This window comes from Amycolatopsis sp. EV170708-02-1 (assembly GCF_022479115.1).
GTDB lineage: Bacteria > Actinomycetota > Actinomycetes > Mycobacteriales > Pseudonocardiaceae > Amycolatopsis.
In genome coordinates this window covers 7,632,487-7,653,477 of the sequence record NZ_CP092497.1, presented here as the reverse complement: position 1 = coordinate 7,653,477, position 20,991 = coordinate 7,632,487, and the positions used below count along the sequence as shown (strand labels likewise).

General features: G+C 67.9%; 15 protein-coding genes and 1 pseudogene. 12 read left to right on the top strand and 4 right to left on the bottom strand.

Annotated elements, in window-relative coordinates:
* Window positions 1-80: 80 nt before the first annotated feature.
* The 3 genes and pseudogenes from MJQ72_RS34560 to MJQ72_RS34550 all read left to right on the top strand — a co-directional run bounded on the left by MJQ72_RS34560 (window position 81) and on the right by MJQ72_RS34550 (window position 8,409).
* Entirely contained in the window at window positions 81-2,027 is a 1,947-nt protein-coding gene (locus MJQ72_RS34560; RefSeq protein ID WP_240595275.1) for a flotillin family protein, read from the top strand.
* The gene (locus MJQ72_RS34555) at window positions 2,024-6,907 is read left to right on the top strand and encodes a DNA repair ATPase (protein ID WP_240595274.1); all 4,884 of its coding nucleotides are present in this window, start codon (window positions 2,024-2,026) and stop codon (window positions 6,905-6,907) included. Before MJQ72_RS34560 ends, MJQ72_RS34555 begins: the two co-directional genes overlap by 4 nt.
* A gap of 315 nt (window positions 6,908-7,222) precedes the next feature.
* Window positions 7,223-8,409: pseudogene (locus MJQ72_RS34550) on the top strand (DUF222 domain-containing protein).
* 47 nt (window positions 8,410-8,456) lie between these two features.
* Here MJQ72_RS34550 and MJQ72_RS34545 read toward each other — a convergent pair.
* On the bottom strand, window positions 8,457-9,398 hold the full coding sequence (locus tag MJQ72_RS34545) for a helix-turn-helix domain-containing protein (protein WP_240595273.1): 942 nt from the start codon (window positions 9,396-9,398) through the stop codon (window positions 8,457-8,459).
* Window positions 9,399-9,560: 162 nt separating this feature from the next.
* On the opposite strand from MJQ72_RS34545, the gene MJQ72_RS34540 reads away from it, so the two are divergent.
* Both MJQ72_RS34540 and MJQ72_RS34535 read left to right on the top strand, forming a co-directional pair.
* Window positions 9,561-10,763 (top strand): cytochrome P450, encoded by a 1,203-nt coding sequence (locus tag MJQ72_RS34540; RefSeq protein WP_240595272.1) that lies wholly within the window; start codon window positions 9,561-9,563, stop codon window positions 10,761-10,763.
* 5 nt (window positions 10,764-10,768) lie between these two features.
* On the top strand, window positions 10,769-10,948 hold the full coding sequence (locus MJQ72_RS34535) for a ferredoxin (RefSeq protein ID WP_240595271.1): 180 nt from the start codon (window positions 10,769-10,771) through the stop codon (window positions 10,946-10,948).
* 47 nt (window positions 10,949-10,995) lie between these two features.
* Here the strand turns inward: MJQ72_RS34535 and MJQ72_RS34530 are convergent, their stop codons facing one another.
* Window positions 10,996-11,547: a snapalysin family zinc-dependent metalloprotease gene (locus tag MJQ72_RS34530; RefSeq protein WP_240595270.1), complete on the bottom strand. Its 552-nt coding sequence runs from the start codon at window positions 11,545-11,547 to the stop codon at window positions 10,996-10,998.
* Window positions 11,548-11,847: 300 nt separating this feature from the next.
* Between MJQ72_RS34530 and MJQ72_RS34525 the strand changes: the two genes are divergently transcribed.
* The 7 genes from MJQ72_RS34525 (at window position 11,848) to MJQ72_RS34495 (ending at window position 18,564) form a co-directional block, all read left to right on the top strand.
* Complete coding sequence (locus tag MJQ72_RS34525; RefSeq protein ID WP_240595269.1) at window positions 11,848-13,965, top strand: P-loop NTPase fold protein; 2,118 nt, start codon at window positions 11,848-11,850, stop codon at window positions 13,963-13,965.
* Window positions 13,896-14,303, top strand: coding sequence for a hypothetical protein (locus MJQ72_RS34520; protein ID WP_240595268.1), 408 nt, complete (start codon window positions 13,896-13,898; stop codon window positions 14,301-14,303). Before MJQ72_RS34525 ends, MJQ72_RS34520 begins: the two co-directional genes overlap by 70 nt.
* Before the next feature lie 37 nt (window positions 14,304-14,340).
* A complete protein-coding gene (locus MJQ72_RS34515) occupies window positions 14,341-16,095 on the top strand; it encodes a substrate-binding and VWA domain-containing protein (protein WP_240595267.1) in 1,755 nt (584 codons plus the stop codon).
* Window position 16,096: 1 nt separating this feature from the next.
* A complete protein-coding gene (locus MJQ72_RS34510; RefSeq protein ID WP_240595266.1) occupies window positions 16,097-16,606 on the top strand; it encodes a hypothetical protein in 510 nt (169 codons plus the stop codon).
* Between the two features lie 50 nt (window positions 16,607-16,656).
* Window positions 16,657-17,022: a hypothetical protein gene (locus tag MJQ72_RS34505; protein ID WP_016331763.1), complete on the top strand. Its 366-nt coding sequence runs from the start codon at window positions 16,657-16,659 to the stop codon at window positions 17,020-17,022.
* A gap of 29 nt (window positions 17,023-17,051) precedes the next feature.
* The gene (locus MJQ72_RS34500) at window positions 17,052-17,753 is read left to right on the top strand and encodes a Crp/Fnr family transcriptional regulator (protein ID WP_240595265.1); all 702 of its coding nucleotides are present in this window, start codon (window positions 17,052-17,054) and stop codon (window positions 17,751-17,753) included.
* A gap of 121 nt (window positions 17,754-17,874) precedes the next feature.
* A complete protein-coding gene (locus MJQ72_RS34495) occupies window positions 17,875-18,564 on the top strand; it encodes a hypothetical protein (protein ID WP_016331765.1) in 690 nt (229 codons plus the stop codon).
* 235 nt (window positions 18,565-18,799) lie between these two features.
* Here MJQ72_RS34495 and MJQ72_RS34490 read toward each other — a convergent pair whose 3' ends face one another.
* Both MJQ72_RS34490 and MJQ72_RS34485 read right to left on the bottom strand, forming a co-directional pair.
* Window positions 18,800-20,236: a DUF1996 domain-containing protein gene (locus MJQ72_RS34490; protein WP_396427020.1), complete on the bottom strand. Its 1,437-nt coding sequence runs from the start codon at window positions 20,234-20,236 to the stop codon at window positions 18,800-18,802.
* Window positions 20,237-20,403: 167 nt separating this feature from the next.
* On the bottom strand, window positions 20,404-20,958 hold the full coding sequence (locus MJQ72_RS34485) for a hypothetical protein (protein ID WP_240595263.1): 555 nt from the start codon (window positions 20,956-20,958) through the stop codon (window positions 20,404-20,406).
* Window positions 20,959-20,991: the final 33 nt, after the last annotated feature.

Below are 20,991 nucleotides of genomic sequence, written 5' to 3'. Positions count from 1 at the left end.
AGCAGAAAAGGAACACTATGGGTGCCATCAGCGTGGGGGCCGGCGTTCTGATCGCCGTGATAGTTGTCATCCTCCTGGTCTTGCTCTTCACGATCACCAGGTTGTTCAAGAAGGTGCCGCAGGGTAAGGCACTGATCATCTCGAAGGTCCGCCGCGTCGACGTGACGTTCACCGGCGCGATCGTCCTGCCCGTGCTGCACAAGGCCGAGATCATGGACACCTCGGTCAAGGCCATGGAGATCACCCGGACCGGCCGCGAGGGCCTGATCTGCCGGGACAACATCCGCGCCGACATCCGGATCTCGTTCTTCGTGCGGGTCAACAAGACCGTCGAGGACGTGATCAAGGTCGCGCAGGCCATCGGCACCGAACGCGCCAGCGACGAGGCGACCCTGCAGGAGCTGTTCAACGCCAAGTTCTCCGAGGCGTTGAAAACCGTCGGCAAGCAGCTGGACTTCGTGGATCTCTACACCAAACGCCACGAATTCCGCGATCAGATCATCCGCGTCATCGGCACCGACCTCAACGGGTACAGCCTGGAGGACGCGGCCATCGACTACCTCGAGCAGACGCCGATGGCGCAGCTCGACTCCGCGAACATCCTCGACGCGCAGGGTATCCGCAAGATCACCGAGCTGACCGCGATCGAGCACGTGCGCACCAACGAGTTCCGCCGCAGTGAGGAAAAAGAGATCACCCGCCAGAACGTGGACGCCAAGGAGGCGATCCTCGAACTGGAGCGGCGGCAGGCCGACGCCGAGATCAAGCAGCGCCGCGAGGTCGAGACCATGCGGGCGCGCGAAGAGGCCGAGATCGCCAAGGTGCAGGCGGAGGAGCGGCTCAAGTCGCAGGCCGCCGGACTGCGCACGGACGAGCAGCTGGGCATCCAGCACCAGAACCAGCAGCGTGAGATCGAGGTCGCGGGCAAGAACCGCGAACGCGTGATCGCCATCGAGACCGAGCGCATCGAGAAGGACCGGCTGCTCGAGGTCATCGGCCGCGAACGCGAGACCGAGCTGTCCCGCATCGCCAAGGACAAGGAGGTCGAGACCGAGAAGCGGTCGATCGCCGAGGTCATCCGCGAGCGGATCGCGGTCGAGAAGACCGTGGCGGAGCAGGAAGAGAACATCAAGAAGCTCCGCGTCGTCGAAGAGGCGCAGCGCCAGCGCGAGGCCACCATCATCCGGGCCGAGGGCGAGGCGCAGGAGAACCTCGTCAAGGACATCAAGGCCGCGGAAGCCGCCGAGGCGGCCGCCAAGCACAAGGCCCGCGAGGAGCTGACGCTGGCCGAGGCGCGTCAGCAGGCCGCCGAGCTGGAGACCAGGGCGAAGATCCGCCTGGCCGAAGGTATCCAGGCCGAGGAGGCCGCCGCCGGGCTGGCCGCGGCGCAGGTCAAGGAACGCGACGCCGACGCGCTGGAGAAGGTCGGCCGCGCCGAGGCCATCGTCGAACGCGAGAAGGCGATCGTCCTCGCCGACGCGATGCGCGACAAGCTCAAGGGCGAGGCCGAAGGTCTCACCGAGAAGGCCGCCGCGATGGCCGCGCTCGACAGCGCCAGCCGCCAGCACGAGGAGTACCGCCTGCGCCTGGAGGCCGAGAAGGAGATCCGGCTCGCCGCGCTCAACGTGCAGCGCGAGGTCGCCGAGGCGCAGGCCACGGTGCTGGGCATCGGGCTGGAGAAGGCCGACATCGACATCGTCGGCGGCGAGACGATGTTCTTCGAGAAGGTCATCGGCTCGATCGGCCTCGGCAAGAGCGTGGACGGCTTCGTCGAGCACTCGGACGTCGTCCAGACCCTCGGGAAGTCGTGGCTCGACGGTTCGGGCAGTTTCACCGACGACCTGACGAAACTGGTCGGTTCCGTGAGCACGGAGGACGTGAAGAACCTGACGCTGTCGGCCTTCCTGGCCAAGCAGCTGCAGGCGGGCGGCCCGGACAGCGGCAAGGTGCAGGAGCTGCTGGCCATGGCGCAGCGGCTCGGCCTCGCTGACAAGTCCGTCGCCGCCCTCGCCCCCGCGAAGCAGTGACGACGACGGAACCGGCGGCGGGAACGGAGCAGCTGGACGCGGGCACCTACGAGGTGCTCCGCGCCCGGCTCGCCGCGCAGGCCGCCGAACTGGCGAAACGCGCGGACGAGCTCAACACCGCGCGGCTGGGGGTCTTCGGCAGCGCGCAGCTCGCGCTGATCGGCACGGAGCGGATCCGCACCGCGAACAACTGCGTGCCGCGGGACGTCGTGTCCGTCGGCGGGCGGATGTTGTTCGGCTACAACGTCTTCATCGGCCTCAAGCCGGAGACGACGGTCGACGACGTCTTCTCCCTGCACGGCTTCAGCCATGACGAAGAAGCCTTCCGGTTCGACGACGTTCCCGCGGAGGAGCTGCCGGAGCTGCTGCGAGACGAGCAGTTCGTCCGCGATTTCGCCGAGCTGTACCGGTACTACCGGCAGGCGAAGCTGCTGCAGCTGCGGCGGGTCGAGGGCAAACTGCTCGCGGTGTTCCAGATCGGCCCGCGGACCGAGGACATCCGCGTGCTGCGCTGGGGTATCGCCGCCGACGGCAAGGTGTCCTATGTGGACAGCCGGGGCGAACGCGACCACGTCTTCCCGCCGTCGCACGACTTCGAGTGGATCGAGACCGGCCGCGAGCAGCACGTACTCGGGCGGCATCCGCATATCTCGATCGAGGACGAGGTGTTCGTCGAGACCGTCGGGGGCAACCTGACGATCAAGGTCGAGAACAACACCGAGACCGGGGAAGGCGTCTACGCCGAACCGGTCGACGAGCCCTTGCAGAGCCTCGCCGACGCCGAGGTCTCCTATGCCAGGATCGGCCCGCTGATCCTGCTGCGGATCCTGCCGTACAAGGAGACCGAGTACCGGTACCTCGTGTTCAACACCCGCACCCGGAACGTGGTGCGCCTCGACGGGATCGGGCAGGCGTGCCAGCGGCTGCCCGAAGACCACGGGATCATCTTCCCCGGCGGCTACTACCTCGACACGGGTGTCAGCAAGACGTTCGACACCACTGTGGACGGTCTCGAATTCGAGCGCGTGATCCGCTCGCCCAACGGGGAGGACGTGCTCTACGTCTTCCACGCGCGGGCCGACGGACGCTCGCTGCTCCTGCCGTACAACGTGATCCGCAAAGAGGTCTCGAACCCGATCCCGTGCCACGGGTACTCGCTGTTCGACGACGGCACGATGGTGCTGTTCCGCGCGTTGTCCGACGAGCCGAGCCGCGTGCACCCGATGCAGGTGTGGCGGACGCCGTTCCAATCGGATACGTACGCCGCGTCGCAGCCGGCCGGGACGGGTCCACTGGAGCGGGTCGGCAACGCCGATCTGGTCCGCGGGATCTCCGACTGCCTCTCGATCGGCCGGATGGTCGAGGAGATGGCGCCGTCGGCGGCGGTGTTCGAGGCCCTGATCGCCGCGTGCGCGCGGGTGTTCGACCACTACCACTGGCTCGGCGAGGCGGAACTCGGCGATCTTCGGTCGCCGCTGTCGGACGTCCGGGTGACCGCGGAGCAGGTGCTCGACGAATTCGAGACGGTCACGTCGCTCACCGCGCAGGCGGCCGAAGCCGTCGAAGAGGCGGCCGCCGAGACCGCGTCGCTCGTGCGCAGGGTGCGTGGCGAGGCGCTGAACGCGGCCGACGCGTGGGTGCGCCGGCTCGCCGATATGCACCGCGCACGCGGACATCTCGTCACCGTGCGGGAGCTGCGGTATGTCGACACCGGCCGGGTCGACCAGCTGATCGCCGATCTCGACACGGAATTCGGCGAGGCCGCGCAGCGCGCCGTCCGGTTCCTGCAGGGCGAAGACGCGTTCACGAGCTATCACGCCGAGGTCGACGGCCTCATCGAAGCCGCGGGCACGATCTCCACCGTCGCGGAAGCGGTCCCGGTCGCCGAACAGCTGGACGAGCAGTCCGGCGGGCTCGAAGTCCTCACCGACGTCGTCGGCGGGCTGGAGATCGCGGACGCCGTGGTGCGGACGAAGATCCTCGAACGTGTCGGCGAGGTCATCGGCGCGGTCAACCGGGCTCGGGCCACCCTCGAAGCCCGGCGCAAGGAGCTGCTGGAGACCGAGGGCCGGGCCGAGTTCGCCGCCGAGTTCGCGCTGCTCGCGCAGGCGATCACCGGCGGGCTCGCGGTCGCGGACACGCCGGACCGCTGCGACGAACAGCTCGGCAGATTGCTGCTGCAGCTGGAAAACCTCGAATCGCGGTTCGGGGAGTTCGACGACTTCCTGGCGTCGCTCGGCGAGAAGCGCACCGATGTCTACGAAGCGTTCTCCTCGCGCAAGCAGGCGCTGCTCGACGAACGGGCGCGGCGCGCGGATCGGCTGGTCGATTCGGCCGAGCGGATCCTCACGAGCGTGACCAGGCGGGTCGGCACGCTCGGCTCGGTCGACGAGATCAACACCTACTTCGCCTCCGACCCGATGGTCGCGAAGCTGCGCAGCGTCGTCGCGGAACTGCGCGAACTCGGCGACCAGGTGCGCGCCGAAGAACTGGAAGGCAGGGTCAAGGCCGCGCGCCAGGAAGCCGGGCGCGCCCTGCGCGACAGACTGGACCTCTACGGCGAGGGCGGCGAGACGATCCGCCTGGGCCGCAACACCTTCGCGGTCAACACGCAGGACATCGACCTCACGCTGGTGCCGCACGAAGGCGGGATGAAGTTCGCCATCACCGGCACCGACTATCGCTCGCCGGTGCGGGATCCCGCGTTCGAGGAGACGCGGCCGTATTGGGACCAGCTACTGGTCTCGGAGTCGGCCGAGGTCTACCGCGCCGAGTATCTGGCGACGTCGATCCTGGCCGAACAGCCGGATCTGCCGGACGGCGAGCTGCTCGAGGTCGTCCGTCGCGTCGCGGGGGAGCGTTACGACGAGGGCTACGCGCGCGGCGTGCACGACCACGACGCCGCCGCGATCCTGTCGGCGTTGCTGCGCTTGCGTTCCGCCGCCGGGCTGCTGCGGTATCCGCCCTCCTCTAGGGCTGCCGCCCAGCTGTTCTGGGCATTCGGTGCCGAAGAAACGGCGAAGTCCGCCTGGACCACGCGTGCCACGTCGCTCGCGCGGGTGCGGGAGGCGTTCGGGCACACGACGGCGATCGACGCGCTGGCGCGGGAACTCACCGAGGCGATGGCCGCCTTCGCGACGTCGTCCGGGCTGACGCTGGATCTCGAACTCGCCGGCAAGTATCTGTTCGAGGAGCTGGCCGACGCGTCGCCTGGGTTCGTCACCAGCGGTGGCGCGCGGTCGCTGCTCGACAAGTTCCGGCTGGACCGCCGGAGCTTCGCCGATGATCTGCGCGCGCTCGAAGACCTCGCGGATCGTCACCAGCTCGCGGAAGCCTGGCTTCGGTCCTTTGTGGACTCCGCTGGGCTGCCGGACGACGAGCTGGCGGAGGCCGTCGCGATCGAACTGGCCGACCTGCCCCGATACGACTCCTCGGCGGAGCTTTCGGCCACTGTGGACGGTCTGCTCGGCTCGCATCCTCGGATCGTCAACCGGTCGCTGACCCTGCGGCTCGACGAGACGATCGCCAGAACAGGGCGGTTCCGGCGCGACCGCGTCCCCGGTTTCCGGGCGTACCAACGGTTGCGCAACGACCTGGTGGCGGCCGAACGGGACCGGCTGCGGCTGGCCGAGTACAAGCCGAAGGTGATGAGCGCCTTCGTGCGCAACAGGCTGCTCGACGAGGTCTATCTGCCGCTGATCGGCGACAACCTCGCGAAACAGCTCGGCGCGACGGGCGACGCGCGGCGCACCGACCAATCCGGGCTGCTGCTGCTCATCTCGCCGCCCGGCTACGGCAAGACGACGCTCATGGAGTACGTCGCGAGCCGTCTCGGGCTGGTGTTCGTGAAGGTGAACGGGCCGGCGCTCGGGCACGAGGTCACGTCGGTTGATCCGGCGGACGCGCCCAACGCGACGGCGCGGCAAGAGGTCGAGAAGATCTCGTTCGCGCTGGAGCAGGGCAACAACGTGCTGTTGTACCTGGACGACATCCAGCACACCTCACCGGAATTGCTGCAGAAGTTCATCTCGCTGTGCGACGCGCAGCGGCGGATGGAAGGCGTGTGGGAAGGCCGGACGCGGACGTATGACCTGCGGGGCAAGCGGTTCGCCGTCTGCATGGCCGGAAACCCGTACACCGAGCAGGGCAAGCGGTTCCGGATCCCGGACATGCTCGCCAACCGCGCGGATGTGTGGAACCTCGGCGATGTGCTGTCGGGCAAGGAAGAGCTGTTCGCGCTGAGCTACATCGAAAACTCGCTCACCGCCAACACCGTGCTCGCTCCGCTGGTTTCCCGGGAACGGTCCGATGTGGACGTTCTGGTGCGGCTGGCCCGCGGCGACGGTTCGGCGCGGGCGGATCAGCTGAAACACGCGTACTCGGCGACCGAACTGGAGCAGATCCTCGCCGTGCTGCGGAAACTGATCAAGGTGCAGCGGATCGTCCTGACGAACAACCAGGCGTACATCGCTTCCGCGGCGCAGGCGGACGCTTCCCGGGTCGAGCCGCCGTTCCAGCTGCAAGGCTCGTACCGCAACATGAACAAGCTCGCCGGCCGGATCGTACCCGCGATGAACGACGCCGAGCTGGAAGCGCTGATCGACGACCACTACGCCGGCGAAGCGCAGACCCTGACCTCAGGCGCCGAAGCCAACCTGCTCAAACTGGCCGAACTACGCGGACGGCTGAGCGCCTCGGAGGCGCAACGGTGGGCGGACGTGAAGGCGGCGTACCTGCGGGCGCAAGCACTGGGCGGCGACGATGAGGACCCGATGAGCCGAGCTGTCGGCGCCGTGGGCTTGCTGGCGGACCGGGTGGGTGCGGTGGAGGCCGCTATCGAGCGGGCTTCGGAACGGATGGTCGTGCGGGACGTGATGTAGGGCTTTCCCGGTGGGCGGGTTCGTCTGCCGGGAAAGCCTTTCGGCGGGGCCTGGTGGCTGTTTGGGTGACGAGGTTTGGTCGGTGGCCTGGCTTTGTTGCCGGAATTCGGCGACGCCACACCACACTGCGGCACGCAGTCCTCGTCGCCGGAAGTCGACGATGCTGCCCTCTCATTGACGATTCACCATTGCCGAAAATCGGCAACTCCTCCCCCGGCCGTGAGGCCCGAAACTGTCGGTGGCCGGTCGTATGGTCGTGGGGTGGACACACATTCCGCGCCTGTGGCGCTACTGGAAACACTCACCGATCCCGAGATGCTGGAAGTGGTGAACGCTTCGGTATCTTCGTTGGACGACAAGGATTCCGTCGCTGTCGCGCAAGCTGCGACGGCGGGGATCGCGCGGCTGGAAGCGGTCCGCTTCCGGGCGCTGGCGCAGCTGAACCGGCATCGCGACGGGGCGCGGAGCGTCACGCAGGAAGTCGCCATCGCTCTGTCCCTTGTGGACAATCATGCCGGTGCGATGGTCGCCGCGGCCGACGCGTTGACCACCCGCCTGCCCCGCACCCTGTCCCTGATGGACCAAGGAGAAGTGAGCGGTTTCGGCGCGATGAAGGTCGCCGCGGCCACCGCGTGGCTGTCGGACGAGGACGCTCGTACCGTCGATGCGCTCTTGGAGGAGCGGCTAGCGGGCAAGAACCCTGATCAGATCCGGAAAGCGGCGACCACCGTCGACCGCGAGGGCGCCGAAGCGCGGGCGGAACAGCATCGCGAAGGCCGTCGCTTGACCCTGCGGCAAGGCGAACCGGGAGTGGCGTCGATCGAGGTCGAAGACGGGCCGGTCGAGAAAGTCACCGCCGCGTACCGGCGCATCGACCGGGAAGCACGGGCGCTCAAGACCGGCGAGGAGACCCGCACGCTGGAGCAGCTGCGCGCCGACGTCGCGCTCGACCTCCTGCTCGGGGCCAAGGCGGCACCGGTGAACGCACCGAAGTGTTCCTGTACATGGATCTGTTCACGTACCTGGGTCTCAACGACGACCCCGCCGAACTGGCCGGACACGGCACCATTCCGGCGGCGCTGGCCCGGCACATCGCCTCCGGTCCGAACACCGTGCTGCGCCGCATCATCACCGACTCGCTCTCCGGCCAGGTCCTCGACCTCGGGCGGGATCGATACCGGCCCACCGCCGGAGTGGACGAGTTCGTCCGCGTCCGGGACCGCGAATGCCGAAGACCCGGCTGCCACCGTCCCGCGCAAGCCTGCGATATCGATCATTCGGTGCCCTGGCAACACGGCGGACACACCAACGCCGACGAACTCGTCGACCTCTGCCGTCGAGACCACCGCCTCAAAGACGAACCCGGCTGGACCTACCGTCTCGCCACCGACGGCACCCTCACCATCACCACCCCGACCGGGCAGAGCTGCGACAGCTCACCTCCGCCACTTCACGTGCCCCGCCAGAGGACCGCGCTCGCCGACGAACCGCCACCGTTCTGAGCACCGTTGCCGGAAAACGGCGACAGGCCGCGACCATCCGACCCAGCTCAAGACCCCAAAGCCGCCAACTGCCCAGCCGTAAGCCGTTCCACCAAAGGAACCGCCCGATACTCCCCAGCGCAACAAACCACCCGCACCGGCCCCGCGATATGCGGATGCTCCTCCGCCACCCGTAAAGCGGTCGCGACCCGGTCGGCGGGCCATTCCAGCGCGGCCGCGAGAGCCGGAACGGACAGCGCGCGCCCGGAATGCAGGAGCGCGGTGAGGGCGGTCAAGGCGTCGCCGGCGAACACCGCGACCCGGTCGTCGAGCATGATCTCGTTGATACGCGCGTGAAACCTCGAGAGGTCGTCCATGCGGGCACCCGCGGGTGTCGAGGTGCCGAGGACTTCGGCGCCACGGCGCGAGATCCGGACCCATTCCTGGTTCGACCGCACGCTTTCGGCCCATACCCGTTGCGGCATCTCCTCGTCGATGACGTAGCGCTCCCGCCGCCCGTCCCGTTCCCGCCTGAGCATCGCCTGTGCTTCCAGGTAGGCGACGGCGTTCGAGATCGAGGCGGGGCTGACCTGGAGCCGCTGGGCGAGGTCGGCGGCGCTGAGCACCCCGTCGTCGCTGACCGACAAACAAGCGAGCAGCCGGGCCGTCATCCGGGGCAGACCGGTCGCGACGATCATTTCGGCGAACTCGGTTTCGAAGGCGCGTACGGCTTCGGGGTCGCGGCCGTAGCCGTTTTCGACGACGGGGACGGCGCGCGGCCGGTGTTTGCGGCGTCGGGCGCGTTCTCCGGTCACGCGGTTGGCTTCTTCGGCGCGGTAGCCGGACTGGCCGCTGTTGCGCGCCACCTCGCGGCTGATCGTCGACGTCGGCCGCCCGAGCCGCCGCGCGATCTCGGCGTAACCGAGGCCGTCCTTGAGCCAGGTCGCGATCAGCCGACGGTCCTCGTGGGTCAGCCTGCCGCCCGGCATGGGCACCTCCTGTGCGTTCACGCGCAGATCATTGCAACAAGTCGTTGCATTCACCGGCAAGATCGTTGCAACGATTTCCGGAAATCTACCAGCAAGAACGACTGAAAGGCCAGTCCTTAGCTTTGAGGGAAATGTAAATGCAACGTAGCCTTCGGGTATCGCTGAAAACTGGGAGGAACAGAAATGACCACCTCGGTCCCACATCTCACGGAGCTGCCCCTCGACCGGCCGAAGGGGTGCCCGTTCGACCCGCCCGCCGAGCTCGGCACGCTGCGCGACGAGCATCCGCTCGTCCGCCTGACATTTCCCAATGGGCATGAAGGCTGGCTCGCGACGGGGCACGCGATCGTCCGGGCCGTGCTCGCGGATCCGCGATTCAGCGCCCGGCAGGAGCTGATGCACTCACCGCTGCCGGGCGCGGCCGCGATGATGGAGATGCCGCCCGCGGCACCGGGCATGTTCATCAAGATGGACGACCCCGAGCACGGCCGTTACCGCAAGCTGCTCACCGGCAAGTTCACCGTCCGCCGGATGCGGCTGCTCTCCGAGCGGGTCGAGCAGGTGACCACCGAGCACCTCGACGCGATGGAACGGCAGGGGACGACGGCCGATCTGGTGACGGCCTTCGCGCAGCCCATTCCGGCGCTGATGATCTGCGAGCTGCTCGGCGTCCCCTACGAAGATCACGAGTTCTTCCGCCGCAACGTCATGCCGCTGAACCGGCCGGACGCCTCGGCGGAGGAGCAGGGAGCCGCCATCAACACGCTGGGGGAGTACCTCTACAAACTGATCCTGGCGAAACGGGCCGAGCCGACCGACGACATCCTCGGCGAACTGACGACCACCGAACTCACCGACGAGGAACTGACCAGCATCGCGTTCCTCCTGCTGGGCGCGGGGCTGGACACCACGGCCAACATGCTCGCGCTGGGTACTTTCGCCCTGTTGCAGAACCCGGACCAGCTCGCGGCCGTGCGCGAGGATCCGGAACTCATCGAAGGCGCGATCGAGGAGCTGTTGCGCTATCTGACCATCACGCACACCGGTGCGCGCACTGCGCTGGAAGACGTCGAGATCGGCGGGCAGCTCGTCAAGGCCGGGGAAGCGGTCGCGCTGTCGGCCCAGGCCGCCAACCGTGATCCGCTGAAGTTCCCGGAGCCGGACCGGCTCGACGTCCGCCGGAACACCGCCGGGCACGGCTCCTTCGGGCACGGCGTGCACCAGTGTCTCGGCCAGCAGCTCGCGCGCGTGCAGATGAAGGTCGCCTTCACCGGGCTGCTCGCCAGGTTCCCGAAGCTGCGCCTGGCCGTTCCGGCCGACGACATCCCGATGCGGACGGACTCCGACATCTACGGGGTGTACGCGCTCCCGGTGGCCTGGGGCTGATCGCGATGAGGCTCGAAGTGGACCGGGAACGCTGTGTGGGCGCCGGAATGTGCGTACTGACCGCGCCCGAGGTGTTCGAACAGGACGAGGAGGACGGCCGGGTCCGGTTGCTGGATCCGGAACCGGCCGAGATCGGCGACGCCGTGCAGTTGTGCCCGGCGGCGGCGATCACGGCGAACGCGTAGGGGGACCGGGCCAGGGGGTGCCGGGCGGGCACCCCCTGGCGCGGGGATCAGCCGATTTCCGCGAGGACCTTGCCCGCGTCGGCGCTCTGCACGGCGGTGCCGGCGTAGAGCTGCTGGACCCTGGCCTTTTCCTGGGCGTTGGGGTTCACGTTGGTGCAGCTGACCCCGCCGGTCGAGCCGGACATCAGCGACGAGCACGGGCCGGGCTTCACGTCGGGCAGGCCGAGGCTGTGCCCGAGTTCGTGGGAAGCGATCCGGGGCGTGTGATAGCCCTGCTGGACGGCCTGCCTGCCCATCCACACGGTGACCGTGCCGCCGGGACGGACCGGCCCGAGCGTGGCGCGCGGCCAGCCGTTGTCGGCGATGACCCGGATGTTGACCCGCTGGCCCGGCGTCGCCTTCACGATGCGGACGTTGGTGACGTTGGTGTTCCAGACGTTGACGCCGGCGGCCACCGCGTCCTTGAACTCCGCGGCCTGGCTGTCGTCGTAGGTCAGGGTGGTCGCCATGATCTCGGCGGCGCCGGCGGAGGGTGCCGAGAGCACCGAGACGGAGAGCGCGGCGCCGGTGAGCACCGCGGCGAAGGTACGTCGAAGCACGTTGAACTCCTCGCGTTAAGGCGTGCTGGAATTTCGGAGCGGTTTCGACACTGAACCCTTCGCGGGGCCCGGGGTACCCGCCGATAGTCGTCTGTCGTTAACCATGATCTTGACGCGACCGGAAGACTGTGCCGTTATGACGACGGCACGTTTCACCGGACACGAAGAACCGATCCTCGCGGTCGCGGTGAAGGGGAACCTGCTGGTCACCGGGGTGCGGACCGGACGGTCCGCGTCTGGGACCTGGAGACGGGGAAGCAGCGATTCACGCTGAGCGGCCATGAACGGCCGGTGCTGGCGGTGGGTATCTCGGGTCAGTACGTGGTCGGTTGCGATGGGGCGACGGTGCGGCGCTGGCGCATCACCGGCGCCGAGGCGCATCCCCCGGAGGTCCAGACCACGAAGCGGGCCGTGGCGGTCGCGGTGGCGAAGGATGTCGTCGTGTCGGGCGCGGGGAGCGCCATCGAGGTTCGGCGGCTGGACGGCGGGACGGTGCGCGGTCTGCGCACCGGCGGCACGGAGGTCGAATCGGTCGCGATGACCCCGGACGGCGGGTTCGTCGTCGCCGGGGACGACGCCGGCGGCGTGCGGGTGTGGAACAGGGAAGTCGTTTCCCACTACCGGTTCGGTGGGGTGAGCGCGATCCACGTGATCGCGATCTCGCCCGACGGCGAGCGGGTGCTGTCCGCCGACGGCGAGACGGTCCGGTTGTGGGGACGCAACGGCGAACCCGCCCTCGTCTTCCCCGCGCACGCCGGGGTGGTGCGGGCGCTGGCCTTCGGCGCGGACGGCAAACTGGTGCTCTCGGGTGGTTCCGACGGCGAGGTCCGCGTCCGTGAGATCGACGATCCGCGGGAGTACACGCTCCTCGAGGGACATCAAGGGAACGTCTGGGCGATCGCCTGCACCGCGGGCAACGAGAAGATCGTCACGGTCGGGGACGACCGCACGATCCGGGTGTGGGACCGCTTCGGCAACCAGATCGACGGCACCGGTTTCGTCGAGCCCAAACCGGGCAGGGCGCGGCCGCGGATCACGCCCGACGTCGAAAGCCCGGTCGACCTGATCGGCTTCCACGACGACGTGCGCACCCTCGCCGCGGTCATCGCCGACCGCGAGACCAGCCCGCCCCTGTGCGTCGCACTGCTGGGGCCCTGGGGTTCCGGCAAGTCGAGCTTCGTCCGGCAGGTGACGGACCGGGTGGCCGAACTGGCCCACCGGTCCCGCGGCGACGCCGCCAACAGCGTGTTCGCCGGTGAGATCCGGCAGATCCGGTTCAACGCCTGGCAGTACCACGACGACCATCTGTGGGTCGGCCTGGTGGACCATCTGTTCCGCAACCTCGGGGCGCCCGAGGCGCACGCGGACGCCGGTGAGGTCCACGCCGAACGCGAAGAGTTGCGGGCCCGGCTCGCCGGGCTGAAAGCCGTCAAGGCGGACTCTCCGCTCACGTGGCGTTGGCGGCTCTTGGTGTCCGGGGTGGACCGCGCCGAACGGCGGCGTCGACGGCTCGCGGTCGCCGGCTACGCGGTGGCGGGAGTGCTCGGCATCGCCGCGGCGATCACCGGATGGGCCTTGTGGCACAACGCGATTCTCGCCGCCGCGGGCGCCGTCGTCGCGCTCGGTGCCGTGCTGACCCCGGCGCTCACCACCGCCAGGGCCGCGCTCGCGCCGGTCAAGTCCATATTGGACAAACTGCGGCACGACGTCGACAAACGCGAGGAGCGGTTCGAGACCGAGGTGCGGGAGACCGAGGAACGGCTCCGGCGGCTGGACGCGGCCGGCAGGCTCGGCGATCTGATCGAGGAGGCGAAGGCCGGTAGATACGGGGACTACCAAGGGGTTTTCGCCCGGGTCCGCGAGGATCTCGCGGACCTGAGCGCGGATCTGGCCGACGCGCGGGAGCAATGGCTGCTGACCGGCGGCAAGGGCAAGCCGCCGCTGGAGCGGATCGTGCTCTACATCGACGACCTCGACCGCTGCCCGCCGTCGAAGGTGATCGAAGTGCTGGCCGCGGTCCATCTGCTGCTGGCCCTGCCCGCGTTCGTCGTGGTGGTGGCCGTCGACCCGCGGTGGTTGCGGCGATGTCTCGACCAGCACCACGAAGAGCTGTTCGGCGCGGGGGAGACGAGCCCGACGGAGTACCTCGACAAGATCTTCCAGATCGTGTTCGCCCTGCGCCCCATGGGAAACGCGGCGGACGAACTGATCGACGCCCTGATGCCGATCGAAGAACGGGAACCGGCCACACCCGCGCACGAAGAATGGCCGGAAGACGAGAGCTCCCCGAACGCGGTGAACAGGAGGAGGTCGTGGTCCAGGACACGCCCCCGCCGACGTTCTACAACATGCGGCCGGATCGGTTGCGGCTCACCGAGGTCGAACGCGATTTCGTCCACGTGCTGCGGAAAAGGCTGAACACGCCGCGCGAGATCCGGAAACTGGTCAACCTCTACCGGCTCGTCCGCATCGGAATCCCGGACGTCGAACTGGAGGCGTTCGTCGGCGGCCCCTATCGCGCGGTGCTCGTCCTGCTGGCTCTGCTGGTCGCCGATCCGGACGCCGCACGTGCGACGTTCATCGCGCTTTCCGCCGGGGAATCGTCGCGTGACGCCTTTCCACCTGAATGGCGGCTAGACGTCGAATCCTTCGATGATCTACAGGTTTACCGGAATTGGGTGGGCACTCTCGCGCGCTTCAGTTTCGAAACCTACGATCTGGTGACCGAGGAGTCGGAACCGGGATCCACGTTGTAGCTACACTTGCCCGCCTACGACGGCTAGGGGGCGGCGCATGCGGAGATCAGGCTGGCTTTCGCTCGTCTTCGGCGCGCTCGTCGGGACGCTCGTGATCGTTCTGCTCGCGACCACGGTGGCCGCGCCGTCGAACGCGGCCAGGACCGATTGCGTCCGGCTGGTCACCAGTTCCTCCACGGAGAAGGGCGATCTGATCGCCGAGCTGGCCGGGCGGTACAACGACACCGGGCGGACGTTCGACGGCGGCAAGTGCGCGAAGGTCGAGGCGCACAAGAAGACCTCGGGTGCCACGCTCGACCTCATCGCCGACGGCTGGAACGACATCGACCAGCACCAGCCCGAGCCCCAGGTCTGGCTGCCGAGCTCGTCGCTCTGGCTCGATCTGCTGCGGCAGCGCGGGAAGGGCGAGAGGATCAAATCCGGGCCGAAGACGTCGCTCGCGACCAGCCCGATGGTGATCGCGATGCCGGAACCGATGGCCAAGGCGATGGGCTGGCCGGAAAAGACCCTCGGCTGGAGTGACGTCCTGGAGGTGAACCGGGACGGTGGCTGGGCCTCGAAGGGCGCGGAGTACGCGAAGTGGGGCAACTTCACGCTCGGCAAGGACAATCCGCGGCGGTCGACGTCCGGGCTCGCGGCGACCATCGCGACCTACTTCGCCGCGACCGGTGGCGACTACGGCAAGATCGGTACCGCCGAGACCGTGCAGTTCGTCCGCGGGATCGAGGCGTCGGTCGCCTACTACAGCGACGATTCGGTGGCGTTCCTGAAGACGCTGTACGAAGAGGACCGCAAGAAGCCCACGCCGTACATCAGCGCGATGGCGATGCAGGAGCAGATGGTCTACCTCTACAACCGCGGCGTGCCGACCGGGGATCCGGCGCAGCTGAACGCGAATCCCGTCGCACCGATGCGTCCGCTGGTCGCCGTGCATCCCAAGGAGGGGACGATGCTGATCGACCACCCCTTCCTGATCACCGCGAGCGCGTCGCCGGAGCAGCAGGCCGCGGCCAAGGACTTCTACGACTTCCTGCGGGAGGACGGCCAGCAGAACCGGTTCCGCGATCTCGGGTTCCGCGACCCCGACGGCAAACCGAGCCCGGAACTGGCCAGGATCGTGGGCGCCCAGGGGACCCAGGAGCCGCCGAAGATCGGCGTCCCCACCGGCGAGCAGATCCAGAAGATGCTGGACGGCTGGGAGTACACGCAGCGGCGCGGCCGGATCCTGCTGGTACTGGACCTGTCCGGGTCGATGAACGAGCCGTTCGACAAGAACCGCAAGGACAAGCCGTACTCCGAGAGCCGGATCGCCCTGCTGAAACCCGCGATCCGGAAACAGCTCGAGTACCTGCATCCCGAAGACGAGGTCGGGCTGTGGACGTTCTCGGACGGGTATGAGGAAAAGATGCCGATCGGCAAGGTCAAGAACGTCCGCAGCCCGATGCTCCAGCTGGTCGAGAACCTGACCCCGAAAGGGGATACGGCGCTGTACCAGACGGTGATGGCGGCCAACGGCAAGATGCGGCGCGAGTTCGATCCGAATCTCATCAACGCCGTCGTCTTCCTGACCGACGGCCAGAACACCGAAGCCGGGACGAGGGAGCAGGTGCTGCAGAACGTCGACGCCGAACGGCTGGACAACTCCGTCCGGATCTTCACCATGGCCTACGGCGCGCAGGCCGACAGCGGCGTCCTCGACGAGATCGCGCAGAAGTCCAAGGCCCGCAGCTATCAGGCCGTCGACCCGTACGGCATCGACAAGATGTTCGTCAACGTCTTCAGCAACTTCTGACATGGCCGACCACGACAACCGGCCGTTCCACGTCGTCGCGGTGGTGCTCGGCCTGATCGCCGGGATGATCGGCCGCGCCGTGACCTATCCGCATCCGCAGGCCTGGCTGTTCGGTGCGGTCGCCGTGGTGGCCGTGCTGTTCCCGGCCGAAACCGCGTTCTTCGTGCTGAACCGGAGGCGGCCGAGGCCGGTGCGGGAGAAGCGTGCGCCGCAGCCCGCCCACTTCGACCACTTCAGCCTGCTCGGCCGGGCGCTGACGGCCATCGAAACGCTGCGGCCAGGCGAGACGGAGCTTTCCGGAGCCTTCCGGCGGGTGGCGGCGCGACTCGAAGAACACAAGAACCGGAACACTCCGGAAGTCGACGAACTGCGGGACGAGATGAAGCAGATCACCGACAGGCTGGGGCGACACGTGCGGGACGGGACCCCTGCCGGGGTGGTGCTCGTCCAGCGGATGAGGCTGTACCAGGAAAGGCTCGAAGACGCCCTCCGGGCGGTCGAACCGGGTTGAGTGTTCGGTGCCGAACAGACTACGGCCGTGCGTCATGCTGATCTGACAGCATGCCGTTGATCGGGCGCCGGGTTGTCGAGGGCGTGGAACATGTGGTCGTGCCGGTGGAGCACCGGTTCAGCCTGGAGGAGGCCGTGCTGGCGGTGATGGCCGCCAAAAGCACCGTGCGGCCCGCTCCAGGGATCAAGGTCGCTCCGCTGAAGGTTTCGGAGGTACGGTCAGCGCTGCTTTACGCGGCGAAGCACGCCGATAGGCGACACCAGATCGTGGACAGCTATTTCGTCGAGGCCGAGGACGGGCCGTTGCACCGGCTGGCCGAGTGGATCAGATCGGAACTGGTCCGGCTCGGCATCTTCACCACCCACGACGGTTCCGCCGCCGGATCGGGTGGCCGGCTCGGTTACTCTCCGCGATAGGTGTTCACGACTGCCTGGGAGGGTGTTTCGTGGGTTTGGGCCAGGAGGCCGCCGAAGAGAGAGAACGTCCGTTCCTGGAGCGACTGGACGAACCCGTCCGCGCCCGGTTGCTGGAGATGGGAACCCCGCAGACCTACGAGGGCAGACAGGCGCTGATGCGGGCCGGCGAGCCCGGAGACTTCGTCATGCTGCTGCGGCACGGCTACGTGAAGGTGACCAGTGCCGACCGGATGGGTGCGACGGTCATCCTCGACGTCGGGGTGCCCGGCGATCTGCACGGCGAGATCGCGGTGATCGCGGGCGGGATCCGGATGGCCGACGTGGTCGCCATCGAGGAGGTGCACGTCCGGCGGATCGCGGCGAGCGAGTTCAACCGGTTCCTGCTGGATCATCCGGCGGCGATGCGCGAGGTGCTCGTCAGCGTCGCCCGCCGGTTCGTGCTCGCCCAGCGGCAGCGGACCCAATCGTGGAAACCGCAGGCGGTGGCGCGGGTCGCGACCCGGCTGGACTACCTCGTCGACGTCTGTGGCATCCGGACACCCGCCGGCTGGCGGATCGGGATCCCGTTGAGCCAGGACGAACTCGCGCAGTTCATCCCGATGGGCCGGACCATGGTCGCGCAGGCGTTGGACAAGCTCCGGAAGGCGGGAGTTGTGGCCAGTTCGCGCCGTGCGATCACCGTCATCGACCGCGAGGCATTGCGGGTGATCACGGAAAAAGGTGTGACTTAGCTCACTGGCGTTGACCATCGCGAGGTCATGTTTTGTTCGGTTCCGAACAGAACTTCCGGTGAGGAGTGGGAACACTGCTTCCTGCCGCCAGTTTTCACCGATCAGGGGAGGGGTCGCAGAGATGCAGGTGCTGACCTCAGGCCATTACAACGCGCACACCCACGCCGTGCTTTCCGTCGACATCGTCGGTTCGTCCAAGGCCAGCGACGACCTGCTGGACCCGATGAAGACCGAGATGGAAACGCTGGTTTCCCGCTCGTTCAACGCGGTCGGGCTCGCCCCGGGGGAAGCGCGTCACTTCCGGGAGACCGGGGACGGGCTGATGGTCGCGTATCCGGACCACGCCGTCGGGCAGCTCTGCGAGGTCGCGTTCCACCTGGACCATCTGCTCCGGACCCGCAACCGCTACGCCAGGGTCCCGATGCGGGCCCGGGTGGCGGTCCACATGGGACCGATGGCGGACAACCACCGCTACCACCGCACGTACATCACGCTGACCCGGCTGCTGTGCGCCTCCACCTTCAACGACGCCGTGGGCTACTGGTGCCGTTCGGATCCGACGGGCGACAAGTTCGGCGCCGGGATGATCGTTTCGCAATCCGTGTGGCGCAACGTGGTCGAGCCGTTCGGGGTCGCGCTGGTCCCGCCCGCCCGCTGCGCCCGGATCAGCGTCACGACCCCGGATTTCGCCGACAGCGCGTGGATCCACTTGCCCGGTTTGGACGCGGAAGCGGTCCTCGCCGAACTGAACCCGGCCGTCGCGGTGCCGCTCGTGTTCGACCGGGTGAGCCGGTTGTCCACAACGGCCTGACCCAGACCGGGCGGTCCGGTTTCCGGGGAGGGAAAACCGTATCGCTCGCCGGTTCCCGGCCCGGTACCCCTACGCCGGGCCGGGAACCGGACCCCCGGCGCGGGGGATGGGGGCGCGGGTCATCCCCGCCGCGCCCTCTCGCAGAGACCTCGTGAGTGGCGAGGACGGTTAGAACCGTCCTCGCCACTCACGAGACGGGACCACACGCCTGTCCGCGGCGGCCTCCGCTCGCTTGCTACTGCTTGCACCTCTTACCGCTGTTGATGCACTTCACCAGCTGGTTCATCAGCCGCTGCGACATGACGTTCGCGAAGTCGTCGTGGTCGGAGCGCGGGTTGTGCTTCTCCTGCGCGAAAGCGTCCACCGCGTACTGTCCGGCGGCCTGCACTTCCGGCGGGATGTTGTACACCAGCGTGATCCGCAGCTGCGGCACGTTCTTGAAGCCACGCGGGCATTTCCCGTTGCGGTCGGAGAACACGATATGCGTGCGGTGGTTGGCGCTGTCGGTGTTCTTCCCGTCCCAGCAGTTCGGGAACGAGTGGATCCGGGTGACCTTGCTGCCCCGCGGGCAGATCGGGTACAGCTCGGTGAGCCGGTCCTCGAAGCCGGTGCAGGTCCAGCTCGGCCGGGCGTTGGCCGGGCCGTTGGTGCTCTGCTTGGCGTCGCCGTAGAGCACGCGCAGGAACTTCGGCATCGCGACGACCCGGCGGGCACCGCCGCTGGTGAAGGTCAGGTCGACCTTCTCGGCGCGCTGGATCTCGCCCTCGTTGTTGCCGATCTCGTTGTTGTCGTTGACGCCGGGCAGGTCGGCGGCCTTGCCGTCGGACTTCTTCTTCTCGGCGTCGCCCGCGGCGTTGACGTTGCTGTTGTCGCCGCCGTTGTCGAGACCGCCCTTGCCGTTCTGCTTCACCGCGCAGGCGGCGAGCTGGTCTTCGTTCTTCGCGACCGGTTTGCCCGCCTGCCGCATGGTGTCGCCGATCTGCTTGATCGACGGCTTCCGCTTGTTTTTCAGCTCGTCGAGCACCTGCCCGGCTTGTTTTCCTTGCGCCAGCTGGTTGTTCGCGTTCTCGGACTCCCGGTCGAGTTCGTCGAGGTTCTCGTCGACCGCGGGCATGGCCTGGTCGGGGACCTCTTCCAGTTCGCTGGCGACGTCGGGGCAGTCGACCTGGGCGCCCGCCTCGTCCTTGGCCGCTTCGACGCGATCGGCGGCGAGTTTCTCTTCGTTCGCCGCCTGGTTCTCTTCCTCTTCCTCGGTGTTGATCCGGATGACCGGCCAGAAGTAGGCCGACTTGTCCCCGTTCTTGCAGGTGGTGCCCGCGCGCAACAGGCTCTTGTTGTTCGAATCCGCGTTGGTCGACAGGTTCCCGACGTAGTCGTGCAGATGTTCGGCTCCATTGCGGACGCCGGGCTGCGCGATGAAGTTGTCGCCGTTGAAGTGGCCGTTCTCGTTGCGGCCGCAGTCCACGGTGAACGTCCCTCGTGCGCCTCGTTTCGCGAGGTCGAGGTTGACGTTGTTGCCGCGGGGGACCTTCGTGATGTCGATGAAGAACGCTTTGTCCGCTCCGTCGGCCCTGGCGGCGTCGGGGGTTCCGGTCGTGTTGACCACGACGATCCCGCCGACGGCGAGGGCGAGGGCGGTGGCGCCCGTGGCGACCTTGGTACGGCGCGCCATGCGATGGCGGCCGGCGGTTCTTTGGTTACGGGGCATGAACTTGTTCACCTCGTTCGGTGTCGTTGCGCGGAGCCCGGGGGATGCGGCGCCGGCAACGCCGGCGTCACTGACTCCGCGTTGGCTGAAACGGCCCCGAGAGACAGCCGGTTCAAAACGCGACCTCGCCGTTATGCTTTCGTTACCTTGCGGCGGTGGTGATAGGCGAGTCCCAGAACGATGGTGATCGGCCCCCACAAGGTGAGCGGGGCGATGCAGATCGTGGCCAGCGTTTCCCAGCCCTCGCTGACGTAAGCGGCGTTTTCGGCGATACCGAACACGGTGAGCCGCCGGCCGTCACCGAGGGGGATCGAGGTGAAGAGCGCGGTGAGGATCAAGCCCCCGACGACAGCGGGGACGGCGGCCGCGAGAGGCCGGACGGGTTTGCCGCCGAGGAAGGGAATCCATCGGGGCACCACTTCGCCCCAGCCTCGGACCAGCCCGATGGCCAGAAGCGCGATCACTTCGGACAGCACGCTGAGCGTGAGGACGTACGGGACGCTCAGCCAGTAGTCCGGCATCGCGCGATCGTGGACCTGGCCCATTTCGAAATGGACGGCGAAGGGCAGCCGCCACAGGCACGACGGCAGCAGGAGCCAGGGGAGCGCGTAAGCCAGGCGCGTCGCCCAGCGGGGGACAGGCCGCTCGGTGTCGCTGACGGCCGGGGGCCGGTGAAGGATCTGCATGAGACCGATCCTGTCGCCGTGAGGCGCCGGAAA

Excerpts from the sequence above, each read along its gene's own strand:
- MJQ72_RS34535 (WP_240595271.1), top strand. The coding sequence starts at position 10,769 with ATGAGGCTCGAAGTGGACCGGGAACGCTGTGTGGGCGCCGGAATGTGC.
- MJQ72_RS34485 (WP_240595263.1), bottom strand. The coding sequence starts at position 20,958 with ATGCAGATCCTTCACCGGCCCCCGGCCGTCAGCGACACCGAGCGGCCT.
- MJQ72_RS34520 (WP_240595268.1), top strand. The coding sequence starts at position 13,896 with ATGCGGCCGGATCGGTTGCGGCTCACCGAGGTCGAACGCGATTTCGTC.
- MJQ72_RS34515 (WP_240595267.1), top strand. The coding sequence starts at position 14,341 with ATGCGGAGATCAGGCTGGCTTTCGCTCGTCTTCGGCGCGCTCGTCGGG.
- MJQ72_RS34540 (WP_240595272.1), top strand. The coding sequence starts at position 9,561 with ATGACCACCTCGGTCCCACATCTCACGGAGCTGCCCCTCGACCGGCCG.
- MJQ72_RS34490 (WP_396427020.1), bottom strand. The coding sequence starts at position 20,236 with ATGGCGCGCCGTACCAAGGTCGCCACGGGCGCCACCGCCCTCGCCCTC.
- MJQ72_RS34510 (WP_240595266.1), top strand. The coding sequence starts at position 16,097 with ATGGCCGACCACGACAACCGGCCGTTCCACGTCGTCGCGGTGGTGCTC.
- MJQ72_RS34495 (WP_016331765.1), top strand. The coding sequence starts at position 17,875 with ATGCAGGTGCTGACCTCAGGCCATTACAACGCGCACACCCACGCCGTG.
- MJQ72_RS34505 (WP_016331763.1), top strand. The coding sequence starts at position 16,657 with ATGCCGTTGATCGGGCGCCGGGTTGTCGAGGGCGTGGAACATGTGGTC.